The sequence below is a fragment of the Pseudomonas sp. HOU2 genome (genome assembly GCF_040729435.1).
Classification (GTDB): domain Bacteria; phylum Pseudomonadota; class Gammaproteobacteria; order Pseudomonadales; family Pseudomonadaceae; genus Aquipseudomonas.
The window spans coordinates 5,390,721-5,410,531 of the sequence record NZ_CP160398.1 but is presented as its reverse complement, the minus strand read 5'-3'; the positions used below and the strand labels follow the sequence as shown (position 1 = coordinate 5,410,531).

2 protein-coding genes (1 of these 2 only partly in view) are annotated in these 19,811 nt (G+C 64.1%); both read right to left on the bottom strand.

Annotated elements, in window-relative coordinates:
* Window positions 1-7,491, bottom strand: the 5' portion of a protein-coding gene (locus tag ABV589_RS24460; protein WP_367083999.1) for a non-ribosomal peptide synthase/polyketide synthase. Its footprint begins 7,506 nt before the window's first position; only the first 7,491 of its 14,997 coding nucleotides appear in the window; its start codon is at window positions 7,489-7,491; its stop codon lies beyond the left edge, outside the window.
* The gene (locus ABV589_RS24455; RefSeq protein WP_367083998.1) at window positions 7,491-19,811 is read right to left on the bottom strand and encodes a non-ribosomal peptide synthase/polyketide synthase; all 12,321 of its coding nucleotides are present in this window, start codon (window positions 19,809-19,811) and stop codon (window positions 7,491-7,493) included. The genes ABV589_RS24460 and ABV589_RS24455 overlap by 1 nt, the downstream gene beginning before the upstream one ends.

The following is a 19,811-nucleotide window of genomic DNA, read 5'->3' as shown; positions in this document are numbered from 1 at the left end:
CTTGTTGGGGATCGAGCGCAGTTGTTCCTTGATCTGCTTGATCGACTCGCCGAGCGAGTCTGCTGGCGTCAGGCGCACCGGGAACAGGCTGGTGAACCAGCCCACCGTGCGGGTCAGATCGACGCCGTCGAACAGTTCTTCGCGACCATGGCCTTCGAGCTGGATCAGCGTCGACGCCTGCCCGTTCCAACGACCAATGACCCGCGCCAATGCCGTCAACAACAGATCGTTGACCTGGGTGCGGTACGCCGCCGGGGCCTCTTGCAGCAATTGGCGGGTCAGCTCGGCGCCGAGCCGGGTTTGTACGGTCTGGGCCAGACGATTGTCCTGGCTGGCGTCAACGCGTTTGCACGGCAGATCGGTACTCACATCGCTCAGGCAGGCCTGCCACCAAGCCAGTTCGGCCTGCAACGCCGGGCTGTTAGCGTAACGCTGCAAGTGCTCACCCCAGTCCTTGAAGGCACTGGTCCGGGACGGCAGGCTCAACGGCTGATCATCAAGCAGTTGCTGATAAGCGTTTTGCAGGTCTTCCAGCAGAATCCGCCAGGACACGCCGTCCACCGCCAAGTGATGAATCACCAACTGCAGACGCTGCGTGCCATCGGCGAGATTCGCCAGCACCGCACGCAGCAACGGCCCGTGTTGCAGATCGAGGCTGCGCTGGGCGCGGTTACCCAAGGCTTCAAGGGCGGCGGCATCGGCCACGTCCTCCTGCCAGAGCAGATTCTGCGGCAGCGCTTCGACCGCGCGATGCTCGGCCTGCCACACGCCATCGCGCTGGGTGAAGCTCAGGCGCAAGGCATCGTGATGAGCGACCAGTGCGCGCAACACTTGCTCGAGTTTTTCAGCGTCCAGCGTCTGCCGCGGTTGCAGCAGCACCGACTGGTTCCAGTGGTGACGCTGTGGGATCTCGTCGGCGAAGAACTGCTGCTGGATCGGCAGCAGCAACGCCGCACCACTCGCGGCTTGCTGATCAATCGTCGATTCGTCGCCACCCCACTGCGCGACCAGTGCCAGACGCTGCACGGTCTGGTGCTGGAACAGGTCTTTGGGATTGAGGCGGATGCCGGCCTGACGGGCGCGGCTGACCACTTGGATCGAGATGATCGAGTCGCCGCCCAATTCGAAGAAGTTGTCGTTGATCCCGACTTGCGGCAGCTTCAGCACGTCCTGCCAGATCGCGGCCAGCCCCTGCTCCATCGCGCTTTGCGGCGCCTGATAGGTCTGCTGCGCCTGACTGGCGTCCGGTGACGGCAAGGCGTTGCGATTGAGTTTGCCGTTGGCGGTCAACGGCAATTGCGCCAGCAGCAACAGGTGCGCCGGAACCATGTGATCCGGCAGATTGGCCTTGAGTTCGGCGCGCACGCTGTCGCGCCACAGCGCCTGTTCGGCCGGGCTTGCGTCGAGCAGCGTGGCGTCGCCTGGCACCAGATACGCCACCAGTTGCTGACCGCTGAGCCCCGGCTGCGCCAGCACCACGGCCTGACGCACGGCAGACTGTTCCAGCAGCTGCGCTTCGATCTCGCCGAGTTCGATACGGAAACCGCGAATTTTCACCTGATGGTCGATCCGGCCGATGTATTCGATCACGCCGTCAGCGCGGTAGCGCGCCAGGTCACCGGTACGGTACAGACGCCCGCCATCGGCGGCGAACGGGTCGGGAATGAAGCGCAGGCTGGTCAGATCCGCGCGGTTCAAATAACCGCGAGCCAGGCCGGCACGACCGATGTACAGCTCACCAATGCAACCTTTGGCGACCGGGTTCAGATCTCCGTCGAGCAAGTACCAGGACAGGTCGGGAATCGGTTCGCCGATCGGGCTGCTGGCGTCACGCTGCAAGTCGGCCAGCGAAATCGGCCGGTAGGTCACGTGCACGGTGGTTTCGGTGATGCCGTACATGTTGATCAGTTGCGCTGCCTGATCGCCGAAACGCTCGAACCACGGACGCAGGCTTTTGACCTCCAGCGCCTCACCACCGAACACCACGTAACGCAGCGCCAGTGCTTGCGCCGCGTGCTGCGGGGCGCAGGCCACTTGCATCAATTGCTTGAACGCCGACGGCGTCTGGTTGAGCACGGTGACGCCTTCGCGGCAGAGCAAGGCGAAGAAATCTTCCGGCGAGCGGCTGACCTCGTAAGGCACCACCAGCAGTTTGCCGCCGTACAGCAGCGCGCCGAAAATCTCCCACACCGAGAAGTCGAACGCGTAGGAATGGAACAGGCTCCAGACATCCGTGGCGCCGAAATCGAACCACGCATCAGTGGCCTCGAACAGGCGCAGCACGTTGCGATGGGCCAGCAACGTGCCCTTCGGCTGCCCGGTAGAACCGGAGGTGTAGATCACGTAAGCCAGGTTGTCCGGGCTCATGCGCACCTGCGGATTGCTGTCGCTGTAGCCTTCCAGACCGTCACGCTCCTGATCGAGCATCAGGCTGCGCAGCGAATCCGGCACCGGCAGACGCCCCAGCAGATGACTCTGGGTCAGCAGCAAGGCGATGCCGCTGTCGCCGATCATGTAGCTCAGGCGTTCCTCCGGATACGTCGGGTCCAACGGCACATAGGCACCGCCGGCCTTGAGGATCGCCAGCAGGCCGACCAGCATGTCGAGGCTGCGCTCCACCGCCAGACCGACGCGCACGTCCGGGCCGACACCGCTGGCAATCAGCTTGTGGGCCAACTGGTTGGCGCGGCTGTTGAGCTCGCCGTAGCTCAGAGACTGCCCGGCACAGCTCACGGCAATCGCTTGCGGGGCGCGGGCGGCTTGTTGTTCGATCCGTTGATGCAGGCACTGTTCGCTCGGGAAATCGCGGATAGCCGGGTTCCACTGCTGCAAGGTCGCCGCGCGTTCGGCGGCGTCATGCAGCGGCAGTTCGGCGATGCGCTGAGCGCTGTCGGCAACGATGCCTTGCAGCAGATGGGTCCAGTGTTGCGCCAGGCGTTCGATGGTCTCGACGTCGAACAGGTCGGTGGCATAGGTCAGCTCGGCCCAGACGTTGTCGCTCGATTCAAAGGTGTTCAGGGTCAGGTCGAACTGCGCTGTATTGGACGCCCACGGCAAGCCTTCAATCGCCAGTTTTGGCAGACGCGTGGCGCCCTGCGCCTGACGCACCTGGCTCTGGTGGTTGTGCATCACCTGGAACAGCGGGCTGTGGCTGAGGCTGCGCTCCGGTTGCAGCGCGTCGACCAGTTGTTCGAACGGCAGATCCTGATGCGCCTGCGCACCCAGCACGGTGTTTTTCACTTGCTGCAGCAGGCTGCGGAACGTCTGCTGACTGTCGAACTCGGCCTTCAGAACCTGGGTGTTGACGAAGAAACCGATCAGGCCTTCGGTCTCGACCCGGTTGCGGTTGGCCACCGGCACCCCGACGCGGATATCGGCCTGACCGCTGTAGCGATGCAGCAAGGTCTGGAACGACGCCAGCAACAGCGCAAACAGCGTGACGTTTTCGCGTTGCGCCAGGTGCTTGAGCGCGGTGGCCAGTTCGAGGCTCAGCGGGATATCGCGACGGGCGCCGCGATAGCTCTGCTCGGCTGGACGCGGACGGTCGGTCGGCAACTCCAGCAGCGGTTGATCGCCATCGCCGAGTTGCGCGGTCCAGTAGCTCAATTGACGCTCGCGTTCACCGGCGTCCATCCACTGTTTCTGCCACACGGCGTAGTCGGCGTACTGCACCGGCAGCGCCGGCAATTGCACGTTCTGGCCCTGGCTGTAGGCGGCATACAACGCCACCAGTTCATCAACCATGACATTCATCGACCAGCCATCGGAGACGATGTGATGCAGGGTGATGACCAGCGCGTGGTCATCGGCGGCCAGACGCAGCAGTTTGACCCGCAGCAACGGGCCTTGCTGCAGATTGAACAGGTGCAGGGTTTCGGCGGCGACCAGCGCTTGCAGCGCCGCCTCGTCGAGATCCGCCGCCACGTCCTGCACCTGCAGATCGAGCGTGCCGTGAGCCTGGATCACTTGCAGGGTCTGGCCCTGCTGTTCGACGAAGCAGGTGCGCAGCGATTCATGGCGCTCGATCAGCGCGTCGAAGCTGCGCTGCAATGCCGACAGATCCAGCTCACCGCGCAGACGCAGCGCCGCCGGCACGTGATAAGCGGTGCTGGTCGGTTCCAGCTGCCAGAGGAACCATTGACGCTCTTGGGCATAGGACAGCGCCAGCGGTTGCTGGCGTGGCAAGGCAACAATCGGCGGCTCCCGATGCGCCTGATCGACCCCCAGCGCGGCGACAAAGTCTTCCAGCGTGCTGTGTTCGAACAAGGTGCGCAGCGGCACTTGAACGTTCAGTGCCTGACGCACCCGCGAGACCACCTGCGTGACCAGCAACGAGTGGCCGCCCAGTTCAAAGAAATTGTCACTCAGGCCCACGCGATCGAGCTTGAGCACCGCTTGCCAGATCTCGGCGACGCTGTGCTGGGTCGCGGTCTGCGGCGCGAGGTAAGTTGATTGCAAGTGGCTGGCGTCGGGGGCCGGCAAGGCTTTGCGATCGACTTTGCCGTTCGGCGTCAGCGGCAGTTGCCCTAGGAACAACAGGTGCGCCGGCACCATGTATTCCGGCAACTCGGCCTTGAGGCTAGCTTTCAATGCGGCGCGCAGTTCGACTTCATCAATATCGTCGGCGGTCGGCACCACGTAGCCGACCAGTTGCGGGCCGGTCGGGCCGTCCTGAGCGACTACGACGGTTTCGCGCACGCTGTCGAGGGCGAGCAAACGCGCTTCGATCTCGCCGAGTTCAATCCGGAAACCACGGATTTTCACCTGATGGTCGATTCGCCCGATGTACTCGATCACGCCTTCGGCGCGGTAACGGGTCAGGTCGCCGGTGCGGTACAGGCGCGCACCGGTTGTCGAAAAGGGATCCGGGACAAAACGTTCGGCGGTCAGGCTCGGGCGCTGGAAGTAACCACGCGCGAGGCCGTCGCCGCCGATCAGCAGTTCCCCCGGGGCGCCGAGCGGATTGAGCTCCAGGTCGCTGCCGAGGATGTACAACGCGGTGTTGTCGAGCGGTGTGCCGAGGAATGGACGGCTGTTGTCCGCACTCAAGGCGTGCTGCGCCGACCAGATGGTGGTTTCGGTCGGGCCGTAGAGGTTCCACACCCTCGGCGTCAGTGCGAGCATGCGTTGCGCCAGTTCCTGCGACAGCGCTTCACCGCCACAGAGGAACGTGCGGCCCGCCAGGATGGGCGCCTGTTCATTGTCCAGCAGCATGCGCCAGGTCGAAGGCGTGGCTTGCAGCGCCGTCACGGCGTGACGCTCGATCAGTTCGAGCACCGCTTGCGGGTCTTGATGCACATCCTTGCCGGTCAGCACCACACAGGCGCCGGCCAGCAATGGGCCGTAGATTTCCAGGCCGAAAATATCGAACGAAAAGGTGGTCAGCGACAGCATGCGATCGGCGGCACAGATGCCCGGCTGCTCGATCATGCTCGCGACGAAGTTGCTCAGCGCCGCGTGGCGCACCATCACGCCTTTCGGTTTGCCGGTGGAACCGGAGGTGTAGATCGTGTAGGCCAGATGCTCGCCATTGACTGCCACGTCCGGCGCGGTCTGTGGATAAGCCGCCAGCCAGTCGTTTGGCTGATCCAGCAACAGGCTTTGCACGCCCGGCGGGATCGGCAGCTGTGCCTGCAAATGGCTTTGGGTCAGCAGCAATTGCAGGCCGCTGTCCTCGATCATGTAGGCCAGACGATCCTGCGGATACGCCGGATCCAGCGGCACATAAGCACCGCCGGCCTTGAGGATCGCCAGCAGGCCGACGATCATTTCCACACTGCGCTCGACGGCGATGCCGACCAGCTGCTCCGGGCCGACACCGGCCTCGATCAGCTTGTGCGCCAGTTGACTGGAGCGGGCATCCAGCTCGGCGTAGCTCAGCACCTCTTCGCCGATGATCAGGGCAGTGGCCTGCGGCGTTTGCTGCGCACGCCGGGAGAAATCCTGTTGCACGCATTCGGCTTGCGCGGTGCGGTCGGCGCTGCGCAACCAGTCCTGCAACAGCACGCCGTGTTCGGCGCTTTCCAGCAACGGCAATTCGCCGACGCGCTGGCTCGGTGCGGCGACGATACCGCGCAGCAGGTTCTGCCAATGACGTGCCAGACGCTCGACGGTTTCAGCTTTGAACAGATCGGTAGCGTAGGTCAGCTCGGCGGCAAAGCCGTCGCTGGACTCGTAGGTATTCAGCGTCAGGTCGAACTGCGCGGTGCGCCCTTCCCACTGCACATCCTCGACACTCAGCTGCGGCAACTGCGCCGCGCTACGCCCCTGATCACGGCTGGTCTGGTGGTTGAACATCACCTGAAACACCGGGCTGTGGCTCAGGCTGCGCTCCGGTTGCAGGGCTTCGATCAGTTGCTCGAACGGCAGATCCTGATGCGCCTGCGCAGCCATCGCCGCCTGCTTGACCTGAGCCAGCAACTGGTTGAACGGCAGCTGCCCGCTGACCTCGGCACTCAGCACCTGAGTGTTGACGAAGAAGCCGATCAGGCCTTCAGTCTCGACGCGGTTGCGGTTGGCGGTCGGCACCCCGACGCGAATCTGCGCCTGACCGCTGTAGCGATGCAGCAACGCCTGGAACGACGCCAGCAACAGCATGAACAGGCTCGCACCTTCGCGCTGCGCCAGTTGTTTGAGGGCGTCACCGAGGTCGGCCGGCAGGTTCAGTTCCAGCCGCGCACCGCGCAGGCTTTGCACGGCCGGACGCGGGAAATCGATCGGCAGCTCCAGCACCGGCTGCTCGCCGCCCAGGGTCTTGACCCAGTAGGCCAACTGCCGCTCACGCTCGCCCGCTTCCAGCCAGTGGCGCTGCCAGATCGCGTAGTCGGCGTATTGCACTTCCAGTTCCGGCAGGCTCAGCGGCTGCCCGGCGGTGTCGGCGGCGTAATGCTGGATCAGCTCGTTGACCAGGACTTTGATCGACCAGCCATCGGCGATGATGTGGTGCTGGATCAGCACCAGCACATGGTCGTCTTCCGCCACTTCGAGCAGCGCCACCCGCAGCAGCGGGCCCTGCTGCAAATTGAACGGGCGTGCGGTTTCGCTCTCGACGAAGGCCTTGATCGCGGCGTCTTCACCGCCAGCATCGAGGCCCTCCGGCAATGGCGTCAGGCTGATGCTCAGCGGCAGTTGCGGATGAATCACCTGGCAAAAGCTTTCGCCTTGCTCGGCGAAAGTGGTGCGCAAGCTTTCGTGACGCGCCGCCACCGCGTTGAAGCTGCGCTCCAGCGCCGCCACATCCAGCCGACCCTTGAGGCGCAGGGCGCTGGGGATGTGATACGCGGTGCTGTGCGGGTCCATTTGCCAGAGGAACAGTTGACGTTCCTGAGCGTACGACAGAGGAATCGCCGCAAACCCGGAACGTGTTTCCGGGATCGGCAGGTTGGCCGGAGAGACGCCCTCTTCGAGCATCTTTTCCAGGTACAGCTTACGTTTGTCCAGCGGCAGAGTGATAAAGCGCTTGGCTACCCTCAAAGCAACACTCTTGTCCATCAGACTTCCTCCATATCGTCAAGCAGGGCTTCCAGCTTGCTCAGTTTCTGTTCGTTGATTGCCCCGCCTCCTGTATCGAGTCGAGCGACAAAATCGCTCAGGACGGGGTGCTGGAATAACAGTTGCGGGGTCAGCGTCAGGCCCAGTTCAAGGGCCATGCGCGACACCACGTTGACCGCCAGCAGCGAGTGCCCGCCGAGTTCGAAGAAGTGATCGTTCAGACCGATGCGTTGCACTTCGAGCACTTGCTGCCAGATCGCCGCGACCTGCTGCTCAAGCTCACTGTGCGGCGCGACATAGGCGGCCTGCATCTGGCTGGCATCGACCGCCGGCAGGGCCTTGCGGTCGAGTTTGCCGTTGGGGGTCAGTGGCAACTGCTCAAGGAACAGCAGGTGCGCGGGAATCATGTAGTCAGGTAACGAAGACTTGAGGCCAGTCTTTAGTCCCTCGCGCAGTTGCCGCTGCGCGTCCCCGTCGTGCATCTCCAGTTGCGGAGCGACCACATACGCCACCAGTTGCGCCCCGCTGTCGCCTTCGACGGCCAGCACCGCCGCTTCGCTGACTGCCGGTTGTGCGAGCAATCGCGCCTCGATCTCCCCCAGTTCGATGCGGAATCCACGAATTTTCACCTGATGGTCGATCCGACCCATGTACTCCAGCTCACCCTCCTCGCGCTGACGAATCAGGTCGCCGGTGCGGTACATGCGCTGGCCGTTGCCGACGAAAGGATTCGGCACAAAGCGCTCGGCGGTCATCGCCGCACGCCCCAGATAACCGCGCGTGATGCCGGCGCCGGACAGGTACAGCTCGGCCGAAACGCCTTGTGGCACCGCGTGCAGATCGGCATCCAGCAGATGGCTGGCGCTGTGCTCGAGCGCACGCCCGATCCGCGCCTGACCACCGGCACTGCGGCGGGTCCAGGTCGAATAGGTGGTGTCTTCCGATGGGCCGTACAGGTCGTAAACGTGCTCGACCGTCGATTGCTGATACAGCGTATCCACCAGTGCTTGCTTCAGCGGTTCACCCGCCAGATTGATGATGCGCACGCTCGGGGGAATCTGCCCGGCACGCTGCAGCGCGGCAATCGCCGACGGCACAGTGTTGATCAGGCGCACCTGATCGCGCGCCGGCAGTTGCGCCAGCTCCAAGGCATTACGCGCAATGATCAGCGAACCACCGTTGGCCAGGGTGACGAACAGCTCCCACACCGACAGGTCGAAGCACACCGACGTCGAGGCCAGTACGCCTTGAATGTCGTCGCGGTTGTAGACCTTGGCCGACCAGTCGATCAGCGCCATGACGTTGCGATGGGCAATCGCCACGCCTTTCGGTTTGCCGGTCGAACCGGAGGTGTAGATCACGTAGGCGAGGTTGTCCGGTTGCACTGTGGTCTGTGGCGCAACGGCCGAATAACCAATCAGCGACAGCTGATCCAACAGCAGCACTTGGGTATCGCCCGGCACGCTCAGGGTTTTCGCAACCGCCTGCTCAGTCAGCAACACCCGCGCCCGGCTGTCTTCCAGCATGTAGGCCACGCGATCGGCCGGGTAATCCGGGTCCAGCGGCACATAGGCGCCACCGGCCTTGAGCACCGCCAGCAAGGCAATCAGCAACTGCTCGGAACGTGGCATGGCCACGCCCACGCGCACTTCCGGGCCGACACCCAGCTCGATCAGTTTGTGCGCCAGCCGATTGGCCTGCGCGTCCAGTTCGGCGTAGGTCAGTTGCGTATGGGCAAAGGTTACCGCCAAGGCATCCGGGGTCGCCGCCACCTGACGGGCGATGGCTTGATGGATGCACTGCTCGGTGGCGAAATCGCTGCTCACTTGCGGGCTGTGCTCGATCAGGTTCAGCTCGCTGAGCGTGCGCTCACCGCCATCCGCCATCTGGCTCAGCAGACGCTGCAGATGCGCGCCCAACTGCGCCACGCTGGCAGCCGCGAAGCTGTCGCGCTGATAGCTGAAATGCACCGACAGTTGCGCGCCCATGCTCACCAACAGGGTCAGCGGATAGTTGGTTTGCTCCTGATTGGCCACCGCGCCGAAGTGCAGACCTTGCGGCGCGCCACGCTCCAGTGCTTCGCCAATCGGGTAGTTCTCGAACACCATCAGGCTGTCGAACAAGGCGTCACCGCCCTGCCCGGCCCAGCGCTGAATGTCCGCCAGCGGCGTGTGTTCGAATTCGCGCGAGGCGAGGTTCTGCGCCTGCACCGCTTGCAGCCAGGCGATCACGCTCTGCTGCGCGGGCGGTGCGGCGATCACCGGCAGCGTGTTGATGAACAGGCCGATCTGCGCTTCGGCACCCGGCAGCTCCGCCGGGCGCCCGGCGACAGTGGCGCCGAACGCCACGCAATCCTTGCCGGTGTAGCGCTGCAACAGCAGCAGCCACGCCGCTTGCACCACGGTGTTGACGGTGACTTTTGCGGCCCGGGCAAACTCGCCCAGGCGCTGGCTCAGCTCAGCGTCCAGCACCTGGTAATGATCGCCGTAACCCACGCTCGGCAAACCGGCCTGCGGCCGCGCGATGGCATTGGCCAGGCGCGTCGGTTCCTGCAGATTGCCCAGCGTCGCCCGCCAGTAAGCTTCAGCCGCCGCGCCATCCTGGCGTTGCAGCCAGGCGATGTAATCGCGGTAGCGACCCGCGCCACGGGCAACCGCTTCGCCGCTGTAGTGCTGCAACACTTCACCGAGCAACTGCGCGCTGCTCCAGCCGTCCATCAGGATGTGATGGTTGGTGTAGATCAGGTGATAACGCTCGGCCGCAGTGCGCACCAGCACCAGACGCATCAGCGGTGCACAGCCCAGGTCCAGGCCCAGTGCGCGCTCCTCATCAGCGAGGGTTTGCAGCGCTGCCTCCAGATCAGTTCTGCCGTACCAGTCGAGCACGCTGAACGGCACTTCGACCTGACGCTGCACCACTTGCACCGGTTGCGGCAGATCGCCTTGCCAGAAGAAGCCGCTGCGCAGGATGTCATGCGCATCCACCGCTGCCTGCCAAGCTGCGCGGAAGCGTTGCGGATCGACGCCGTCGACGTCCAGGCGCATCTGGTTGATGTAGTCGCTATTGCCGTGTTCGAGCAAGGTGTGGAACAGCATGCCCTGCTGCATCGGCGACAGCGGATAGATGTCGTCAATGCCTTGCGGCTCCAGCACCAGCGCATCCAGTTGCGCTTGCGACAGTTGCGCCAGCGGGAAGTCCGACGGCGTCACACCACGGTTGGCACTGTCGCAGCAGTGGCCGATCAGCGCGGTCAGCTCCTGCACATAGTCGTCGGCCAGACGCTGGATGGTGGCGGTGTCGAACATCGCGCCGCTGTAGGTCCAGCTCAGGTCCAGCTCACCGCCGAACACCTTGCTGTTGAGCGCCAGCGGATTGCCCAGCGGCCCTTGCAGATTGACCTCTGCGCCGCCGGACTCGTTGGTCGGCACGAACAGGGCATCGCTGGCAGCGTCGAAGCTGCCGTCGAACTGGCCGAGGTAGTTGAAGGTCAGGCGCGGCGCCGGCAAGGCTTGCAGGGTGGCACGCGCCGGCTCATCACCGAGGTGCGCGAGCGCGCCGAAGCCGATGCCTTTATTAGGGATCGCCCGCAGCTGTTCCTTGATCTGCTTGAGCGAGGCACCAAGTTCGGCGGCCGGTGCCAGGCGTGCCGGGAATACGCTGGTGAACCAGCCCACTGTGCGGGTCAGATCGATGTGTTCGAACAGGTCCTCGCGACCATGGCCCTCAAGCAATACCAACGCATTGTCGTCCCCGGTCCAGCGCACCAGCACCCGCGCCAGCGCGGTCAGCAACAGGTCGTTGACTTGGGTGCGATAGGCCGCCGGGGCTTCCTGCAACAACTGACGGGTCAGGGTCTGATCGAGTTTGCTGCGCAGGGTCAGCGCCTGATCGTGTTGCTGCCCACCGTTCGGATGGTCGTAAGGCAAGGCCGCCGAAGCGCCCTGCAACTGCTGCTGCCAGAAGCCCAGCTCGGCCTGCAACGCCGGGGTTTTGGCGTAGTCCTGCAACGCCGCCGCCCAGGCTTTGAGCGCACTGGTTTTCGCCGGCAATTGCACGGGCTTACCTGCGAGGAGCTGGCGATAGGCGTTTTGCAGATCTTCGAACAGAATCCGCCACGACACGCCATCGACCACCAGGTGATGGACGATCAGCAGCAGGCGCTGACTGCCATCAGCCAGGTTCGCCAGCACCGCGCGGATCAGCGAACCGCCGCTCAGTTGCAGGCTGCGTTGGGCCTTGTTACCCAGCGCCTCAAGGGCGGCGAGATCAGCGACCTCGACTTGCCAGAGAATGGTTTCCCCCGCTTGCGTGGCGACGTCGCGGTAATGCGCCGACCAGCCAGCGGCCTGCTCGACAAAATCCAGACGCAAACTGTCGTGCTGAACCACCAGCGCATCCAGCGCTTGCTCCAGTACCTGAGCGTCCAGCGCCTGCGTCGGCTTGAGCATCACCGACTGGTTCCAGTGGTGACGGTCGGGAATCGCCTCGGCAAAGAATGTCTGATGAATCGGCAGCAACGCTGTTTCGCCGGTTTGCGCGCGCTGATCGATTGGCTGCACGACTTCGCCAGTCTGCGCGACCGTGGCCAAGGCCTGAATGGTCTGGTGCTGGAACAGGTCTTTGGGGCTGAAGCGAATCCCGGCCTGCCGCGCCCGGCTGACCACTTGAATCGAGATGATCGAGTCGCCGCCCAGTTCGAAGAAGTTGTCGCTGACACCGACTTGCTCAAGCTTGAGCACGTCTTGCCAGATCGCCGCCAGTTGCTGCTCCAGCGCCGTCTGTGGCGCGACATAGGTTTGTTGCAGTTGGCTGACATCCGGTTTCGGCAGGTTCTTGCGATCAAGCTTGCCGTTCGGCGTCAGCGGCATGCGCTCAAGACGCAGGACATACGCCGGCACCATGTGCGCCGGCAGGCTGGCCTTGAGCTGCGCGCGCAGGTGGTCGGTGAACTCGGCACTCGCTGAATCACCGACCACGTAGGCCACCAGACGCTTGCCACTGCCGGCGCTGCCTTCCTGCGCCACGACCACCGCTTCACGCACGCCGTCGAGGGCTTGCAGCGCCGCTTCGACTTCGCCCAGTTCGATACGGAACCCGCGAATCTTCACCTGATTGTCGATGCGATCCAGATAGTCGAACGTGCCGTCGACACGCTGGCGCACCAGGTCACCGGTGCGATAGAGCAAGCCGCCACGGGCGCTGAACGGGTCAGCGACAAAACGCTCGGCGGTCAGCCCCGGACGGTTCAGATAACCCCGCGCCAACCCGGTGCCACCGAGGTACAACTCACCGGCCAGGCCTTGCGGCAACAGGTTCAGATCGGCGTCGAGCACATAGGCACTGCGGTCGCCAATCCGGCTGCCGATCGGTGCGTAAGCGGCGCCGCACGGCTCTTCACGGCCAGCCTTCCAGATCAACGGCGTGACCACCGTTTCGGTAGGGCCGTAGCCGTTGATGATGTAGTCCGGATCGAGCGCGCGTTTGACCCGCTCGAAACTGGCGCTCGGCACCGCATCGCCGCCGAAGCAATAGATCCGTACTTTCGGCGGGTTGCCGACACGCTCGGCGTGTTCGGCCAGTTGTTGCAGGTACACCGGCGGGAACGCGACCACGCTCACGCCGTGTTCGATCATCGCGTTGTAGGTCTGCTCCGGCGTCCACAGCGTGTCGTCGCGAATCAGCAGCGAAGCACCGTGGGTCAGGCTGGTCAGCCAGCGTTCGTGGGCACCGTCGAAAGCGAACGACATGAAGTGGAATTCGCAGTCGCTGTCGCGCATTTCATAGCGCTGACCGATGGCCTGGCAATGCATCGCCAGTGGCCCATGGGCAACGCTGACGCCTTTCGGATTGCCGGTGGAACCGGAGGTGTAGATCACGTACGCAAGGTTGTGCGGATCGACTGGCACCTGTGGCGCCGTGCTCGGCAGTTCGCGCAGGTCGAGACGATCCAGTTCCAGCAACGGCACCGACTCGTCGACCGGCAATTGCGCCGACACCGACGAATCGCTGAGCAGCAGCGCCAGCCCCGAATCCTCGATCAGATAGGCCAGGCGTTCACGCGGATAACTGGTGTCCAGCGGCACATAGGCACCGCCGGCCTTGAGCACCGCCAGCAGCGCGACGATCACCGCCTCGCTGCGCGGCAGGGCCACACCGACCCGAGTCTCGGCGCCGACACCACGGGCGATCAGCGCGTGGGCCAGTTGATTGGCAAGCTGCTCGATCTCGCCATAACTGAAGTGCTGACCGTTGAAGATCACCGCGGTGCGCTGCGGACGCTCGACCGCCAGCGCGGCAATGCGCTGATGCACAGCGATGTCCAGCGGGTACGGCTGCGGCTGGTTCTGGGCTTGCTGGCGGGCATGCTCGTCAGCGCTGGCCAGAGCGATTTCACCGAGGTTGCGCTCGGCCGACAGCGCAAACTGCTCAAGCAATTGCAGCAGATGGGCACTGATGCCTTCGATCACTTCACCGTCAAACTGGCTGCGGTCGAAACTGTAGTGCAGCGCCAGTTGCTGACCGAGGGTGACCGCCACGCTCAGGGCGTAGTGGGTCTGCTCCAGGTTGCCGACCTCACCGAATGTCAGGCCTTGCCCGGCCTGACTCAGCGCCTGGGCGACCGGGTAGTTTTCGAACACCAGAATGTTGTCGAACAGCGCTTCACCACCCTGCCCGGCCCAGCGCTGGATGTCCGCCAGCGGCGTGTGTTCGAAGTCGCGCAGGCTGAGGTTTTGCGCCTGCACCGCTTGCAGCCATTGGCCAACGCTTTGGTCCGGACGCGGCGCGCCGATCACCGGCAGGGTGTTGATGAACAGGCCGACCTGCTGCTCGATGCCCGGCAAATCCGCCGGACGCCCGGCCACGGTCGCTCCGAATGCCACCGTTTCATGACCGGTGTAGCGCTGCAGCAACAGCAGCCACGCAGCTTGCACGAGGGTGTTGACGGTGACTTTCTGCTGGCGGGCAAACGCTTCCAGTGCCTGAGTGCGCGGCACGTCCAGCGTCAGGTAATGGTCGCCGTGGCCGCTGGCGCGCTCGCCGCCGGTCGCGGCGCGGGCCAGTCGGGTCGGCTCTTGCAGCGCGGCCAACTGAGCGCTCCAGAAGTCTTGACTGAGTTGCGCGTCCTGACGCTGCAGCCAGGCGATGTAGTCGCGATACCGCCCGCCGCCATGGGCCGGGGTGCGACCGCTGTAGCGCTGCAACACTTCGCCGAGCAACTGCGAGTTGCTCCAGCCGTCCATGAGGATGTGGTGATGGGTGTAGATCAGGTGCCATTGCTCGGCAGCGGTCTGCACCAGTACCAGACGCAGCAACGGTGCATGGCTCAGGTCGAATCCTTGCTGACGCTCGGCATCGGCCAGCGCCGCAAGGGCTGCCGGCTGATCGTCGCGCTGGCGCCAGTCGAGAATGCTGAACGGCAACTGCACCTGTTTGTGGACGATCTGCAGCGGTTGCGCCAGTTCGCCCTGCCAGACGAAACCGCTGCGCAGAATGTCCTGCGCATCGACGGTGGCCTGCCACGCGGCGCGGAACCGCTCAGGGTCAAGACCTTGCACATCCACGCGCAACTGATTGATGTACTCACCCGCAGCCTGCTCGTAGAGGGTGTGGAACAGCAAACCCTGCTGCATCGGCGACAGCGGATAGACATCATCGAGCTGACCGGCCGGCACCGGCAGCGCATCCAGTTGCGCCTGGGTCACCCGAGCCAGCGGGAAGTCCGACGGCGTCGCTTGCGCAATGGGTAGCGTGCAGCAGTGTTCGATCAGCGCCTGCAACTCGCTGGCATATTGATCGACCAGGTGCTGCACCGTGGCGCTGTCGAACATCTCGCGGCTGAAGCCCCAGCTCATCGACAGTTCGCCGCCATACACCTGACCTTCCACGGTCAGCCAGTTGCCCAGAGGCGCCGAAGGATCCTGCGCCACGCCGCTGGTTTCAACAGCCGGCACGAACAGCGCCGCCTCGTCGAACTGGCGGTCGAATTGGCCGAGGTAGTTGAAGGTGATGCGCGGTTGCGGCAACGCGGCCAGTTCGGCGCGCACCGACGGTGCGGCCAGATGCCGCAGCACGCCGTAACCCAGACCTTTGTCCGGCACCGCGCGCAGTTGCTCCTTGATCGCCTTGATCGAGCCGTCGAGATCAGCGCTGGCGGTCAGGTTGACCGCGAACAGACTGGTGAACCAGCCCACGGTGCGGGTCAGGTCGACATCATCGAACAGGTCTTCGCGGCCGTGGCCTTCCAGTTCGATCAGCGTGCCCGGCTGCTGGCTCCAGCGACTGATGGTGCGCGCCAGTGCGGTAAGCAACAGATCGTTGACCTGGGTGCGATAGGCGGCAGGCGCCTGTTGCAGCAACTGACGGGTGCGCTCGGCGTCGAGGCGCCATTCGATTTTCTCGCCATGCAGGTTGTGCAGGCTGCCATCCGGGCGGTCGCACGGCAGATCCTCGGCGCCCTGGTGCTGGGCTTTCCAATAACCCAATTGCTCATCGAAGCGCGACGCTTCCTGCGCCAGACGCGCCGTCCAGCTCTGGAACGCGCTGGTCTTCGCCGGCAACTGAATGCCGCCGCCCGCCGCCAATTGCTTGTAAGCCTGCTGCAGATCTTCCAGCAGCACCCGCCAGGAAACGCCATCGACCGCCAGGTGATGAATGATCAGTGCCAGTCGTTGCGAGCCATCGGCCATGGTCACCAGCAACGCGCGCAGCAACGGGCCGTTTTGCAGGTCGAGGCTGCGCTGAGCTTCGTTGCACAGCGCCTGCAACTGTTCGGCAGATTCGGCATCGCGTTGCCACAACTCAGCGCCATTCAGCAGCGGGCCGTGGCTTTGTTGCCAGCCTTCGCTGCCTTCGACAAAACGCAGGCGCAAGGCGTCGTGGTGATTGATCAGGTGCGTCAGCGCCGCATCGAGCCATTGTGCGTTCAATGCCTCACGCGGGGTCAGCAGCAACGACTGGTTCCAGTGCTCGCGCACCGGCATAGCGCGGCTGAAGAAATCCTGCTGGATCGGCCCGAGCACGGCGTCGCCGGTCACCGGCCCCTGATCTACCGAGGACAGGTTATCGTGGCTCGCGACCAGTGCCAGACTGCGCACGGTCTGGTACTGGAACAGGTCACGCGGGCTGATACGGATCCCCGCCTGTCGCGCACGACTGACCACTTGAATCGAGATGATCGAATCGCCGCCCAGCTCGAAGAAGTTGTCTTCGAGGCCGACGCGGTCGAGGCCGAGCACCGCTTCCCAGATCGCCGCGAGGGCTTTCTGCATGGCGTCCTGTGGCGCCACGAACGCCTGTTGCGGCGCGGCATCCGGTTGCGGCAAGGCCTTGCGGTCGAGCTTGCCGTTAGCGGTGACCGGCAATTTGTCGAGGGTGATCAGGTAGGTCGGCACCATGAACTCCGGCAGACTGCCGAGCAGCCACGCCTTGACCTCTTGCTGCCACTGCTCGTCTGCCTGCGGGTTTTCCAGCACCAGATAAGCCACCAGATGCTTGCCGCCCTGCACCAGCACCACCGCCTCACGCACCAGCGAGTGCTGCATCAGGCGGGTTTCGATTTCGCCCAGTTCGATGCGCAAACCGCGCAACTTGACCTGATGGTCGAGGCGCCCGAGGTATTCGATCACGCCGTCGGCACGCTGCCGCACACGGTCACCGGTGCGGTACAAGCGCGCGCCGTCATGGAACGGGCACGGCACAAAACGTTCGGCCGTCAGCGCCGGACGCTGGTGATAACTGCGCGCCAGCCCGGCGCCGCCCAGATACAGCTCACCGGCGACACCGCTCGGCACCGGCAGCAATTCGGCATCGAGGACATGCGTGCGCAGGTTGGCGATCGGCCGGCCGATCGGCACGCTGTCCGCGCCTTCATCGACACAGGTCCAGTGGGTGACGTCGATGGCCGCTTCGGTCGGGCCATACAAGTTGTAGAGGCTGGCGTTCGGCAGTTTGGCGAAGACTTGCAACTGGGCATCCAGCGGCAACGCTTCACCGCTGCAGACAATCCGCTTGAGTCCGCTGCAGCTTTCCACGCCGGTCTCGTGAATGAACGCCTGCAACATCGACGGCACAAAGTGCAGCGTGCTGATGCCGTGGCGGTTGATGCTATCGATCAGTTGCAGCGGATCACGGTGCGCGCCCGGCGCGGCCACCACTAGCCGCGCGCCGGTCAGCAGCGGCCAGAAGAACTCCCACACCGACACGTCGAAACTGAACGGGGTTTTCTGCAGCACCGAATCACTGGCGTCCAGCGCATAGGCTTCCTGCATCCAGCACAGTCGGTTGACCAGCGCCGCGTGGCTGTTGCCGGCGCCCTTCGGCTTACCGGTGGAACCCGAGGTGTAAATCACGTAGGCCAGGTTCAGCGGATCGACGCTGACCTCCGGACGGTTGTCGCTGTAGCGGTCGAGCAGCCCCGGCTGATCCAGGGTGATGACGTTTACGCCGTCAGTCGGCAGCGTTGCCAGCAGCGCCTGTTGCGTCAGCAGCAAAGTAATGCCGCTGTCCTCGATCATGTAGGCCAGACGCTCCTGCGGGTACTCGGGATCCAGCGGCACGTAGGCGCCGCCGGCCTTGAGAATCGCCAGCAGCGCGACGACCATTTCCACCGAACGCAAGGCGCAGACGCCGACCAGACTGTCCGCCCGCACACCCTGTTCGCGCAACAGATGCGCCAGGCGATTGGCCCGGGCATCCAGTTCGGCGTAACTCAGAATCTGTTCACCGAACAGCAGTGCCGGTGCCTGGGGCGTACGCGCGACCTGCGCTTCGATCAGCTGATGAATCGGCGTGTCGCTCGGGTACTGCGCGTGGACGTTGTTCCAGTCGTGCACCAGGGTGCGCTGCTCGTCAGCCTCCAGCAGCGGCAATTCACCGATACGCTGCGACGGATCGGCGACCATCGCCGTCAACAGGCGCAGCCAGTGTCGCGCCATGCGTTCGATGGTCGGTGCATCGAACAGGTCGCTGGCGTAGGTCAGTGCAGCGTGGAGCTTGCCGCCCTTCTCCCAGGTGTCCAGTGTCAGGTCGAACTGAGTGGTGCGGCTCTGCCAGTCGAGGCTGTCGAGTTGCAGGCCGGATGCGGTGCGGAGGGTGGCGATATCGGCCACATGCGGCTGATGGTTGTACATCACCTGGAACAGTGGCGTGTGGCTGAGGCTGCGTTCCAGCTTCAGCGCTTCGACCAGTTGCTCGAACGGCAGATCCTGATGCGCCTGGGCACCGAGCGCGGTTTCCTTGACCGCCCGCAGCAGTTCATCGACCCGGGTCTGGCCATGCAGCTGCGTGCGCAGCACCTGAGTGTTGACGAAGAAGCCGATCAGGCCTTCGATCTCGCCGCGATTGCGGTTGGCGATCGGCACACCGACGCGCAGGTCGGTCTGCCCGGTGTAACGGTGCAACAGCGCATTGAAGGCGCCGAGCAGGAACATGAACACGGTGACCTGATGCTGTTGCGCAGTGCTGCGCAGCTGCTCGGCGAGTTGGCCGTCGACCGCGAATTCGTAACGGGTACCGCGATAGCTCGGCATCGCCGGGCGCGAATGATCCAGTGGCAACTCCAGCACCGGATGCTCGTCGCCCAGTTGCGCCTGCCAATAGTCGAGCTGGCGTGCCTGCTCACCGGCTTCCAGCCAGCGGCGTTGCCACAGCGCATAGTCGCTGTACTGGATCGGCAGTGGCGGCAATTGCGGCGCCTGACCGGCGTCGAACGCGTCGTAGCAACGAATGAATTCGTCGATCAACACGTTCATCGACCAGCCATCGGACACGATGTGGTGCAGGGTCAGCAGCAGCACGTGTTCCTGCTCGGCGAGCTTGAGCAAGGTCACTCGCAGCAACGGGCCGACCGCCAGATCAAATGGCAACACCGACTGCTGTTCGGCGGCACGGATCACCGCCTGCTCGCGCTCACTGGCCGGCAGTGCGCTGAAGTCTTCCCGGGCAATCAGCAGCGGCGCGGTGGCCGGCACTTGCAGCAGGCTGTCATCGGTCTGGCGCTGGAACACCGTGCGCAGGGTTTCGTGGCGCTCCACCAGACTGGCGAAGGCTTGCTCCAGCGCCGCCTGGTTCAGTCGACCATTGAGCCGTACCGCGCCCGGCAGGTTGTAGGCGCCGCTCTGCGGGTCGAGTTGCCACAGGAACCACATGCGGCGCTGTGCGTAAGACAGCGCCTGACGATCCTCGGCTGCGATGCCGGCCGGTATCGGAAACCGCGCGAAATCCACGCCCTCCTTGTGCAGGGCCGCGAGGAACATCTGGCGCTTTTCCAGGGGCAACCCGATAAACCGGCGAGCAAGTTTCAAGGAGTCTTCAGCATTCAT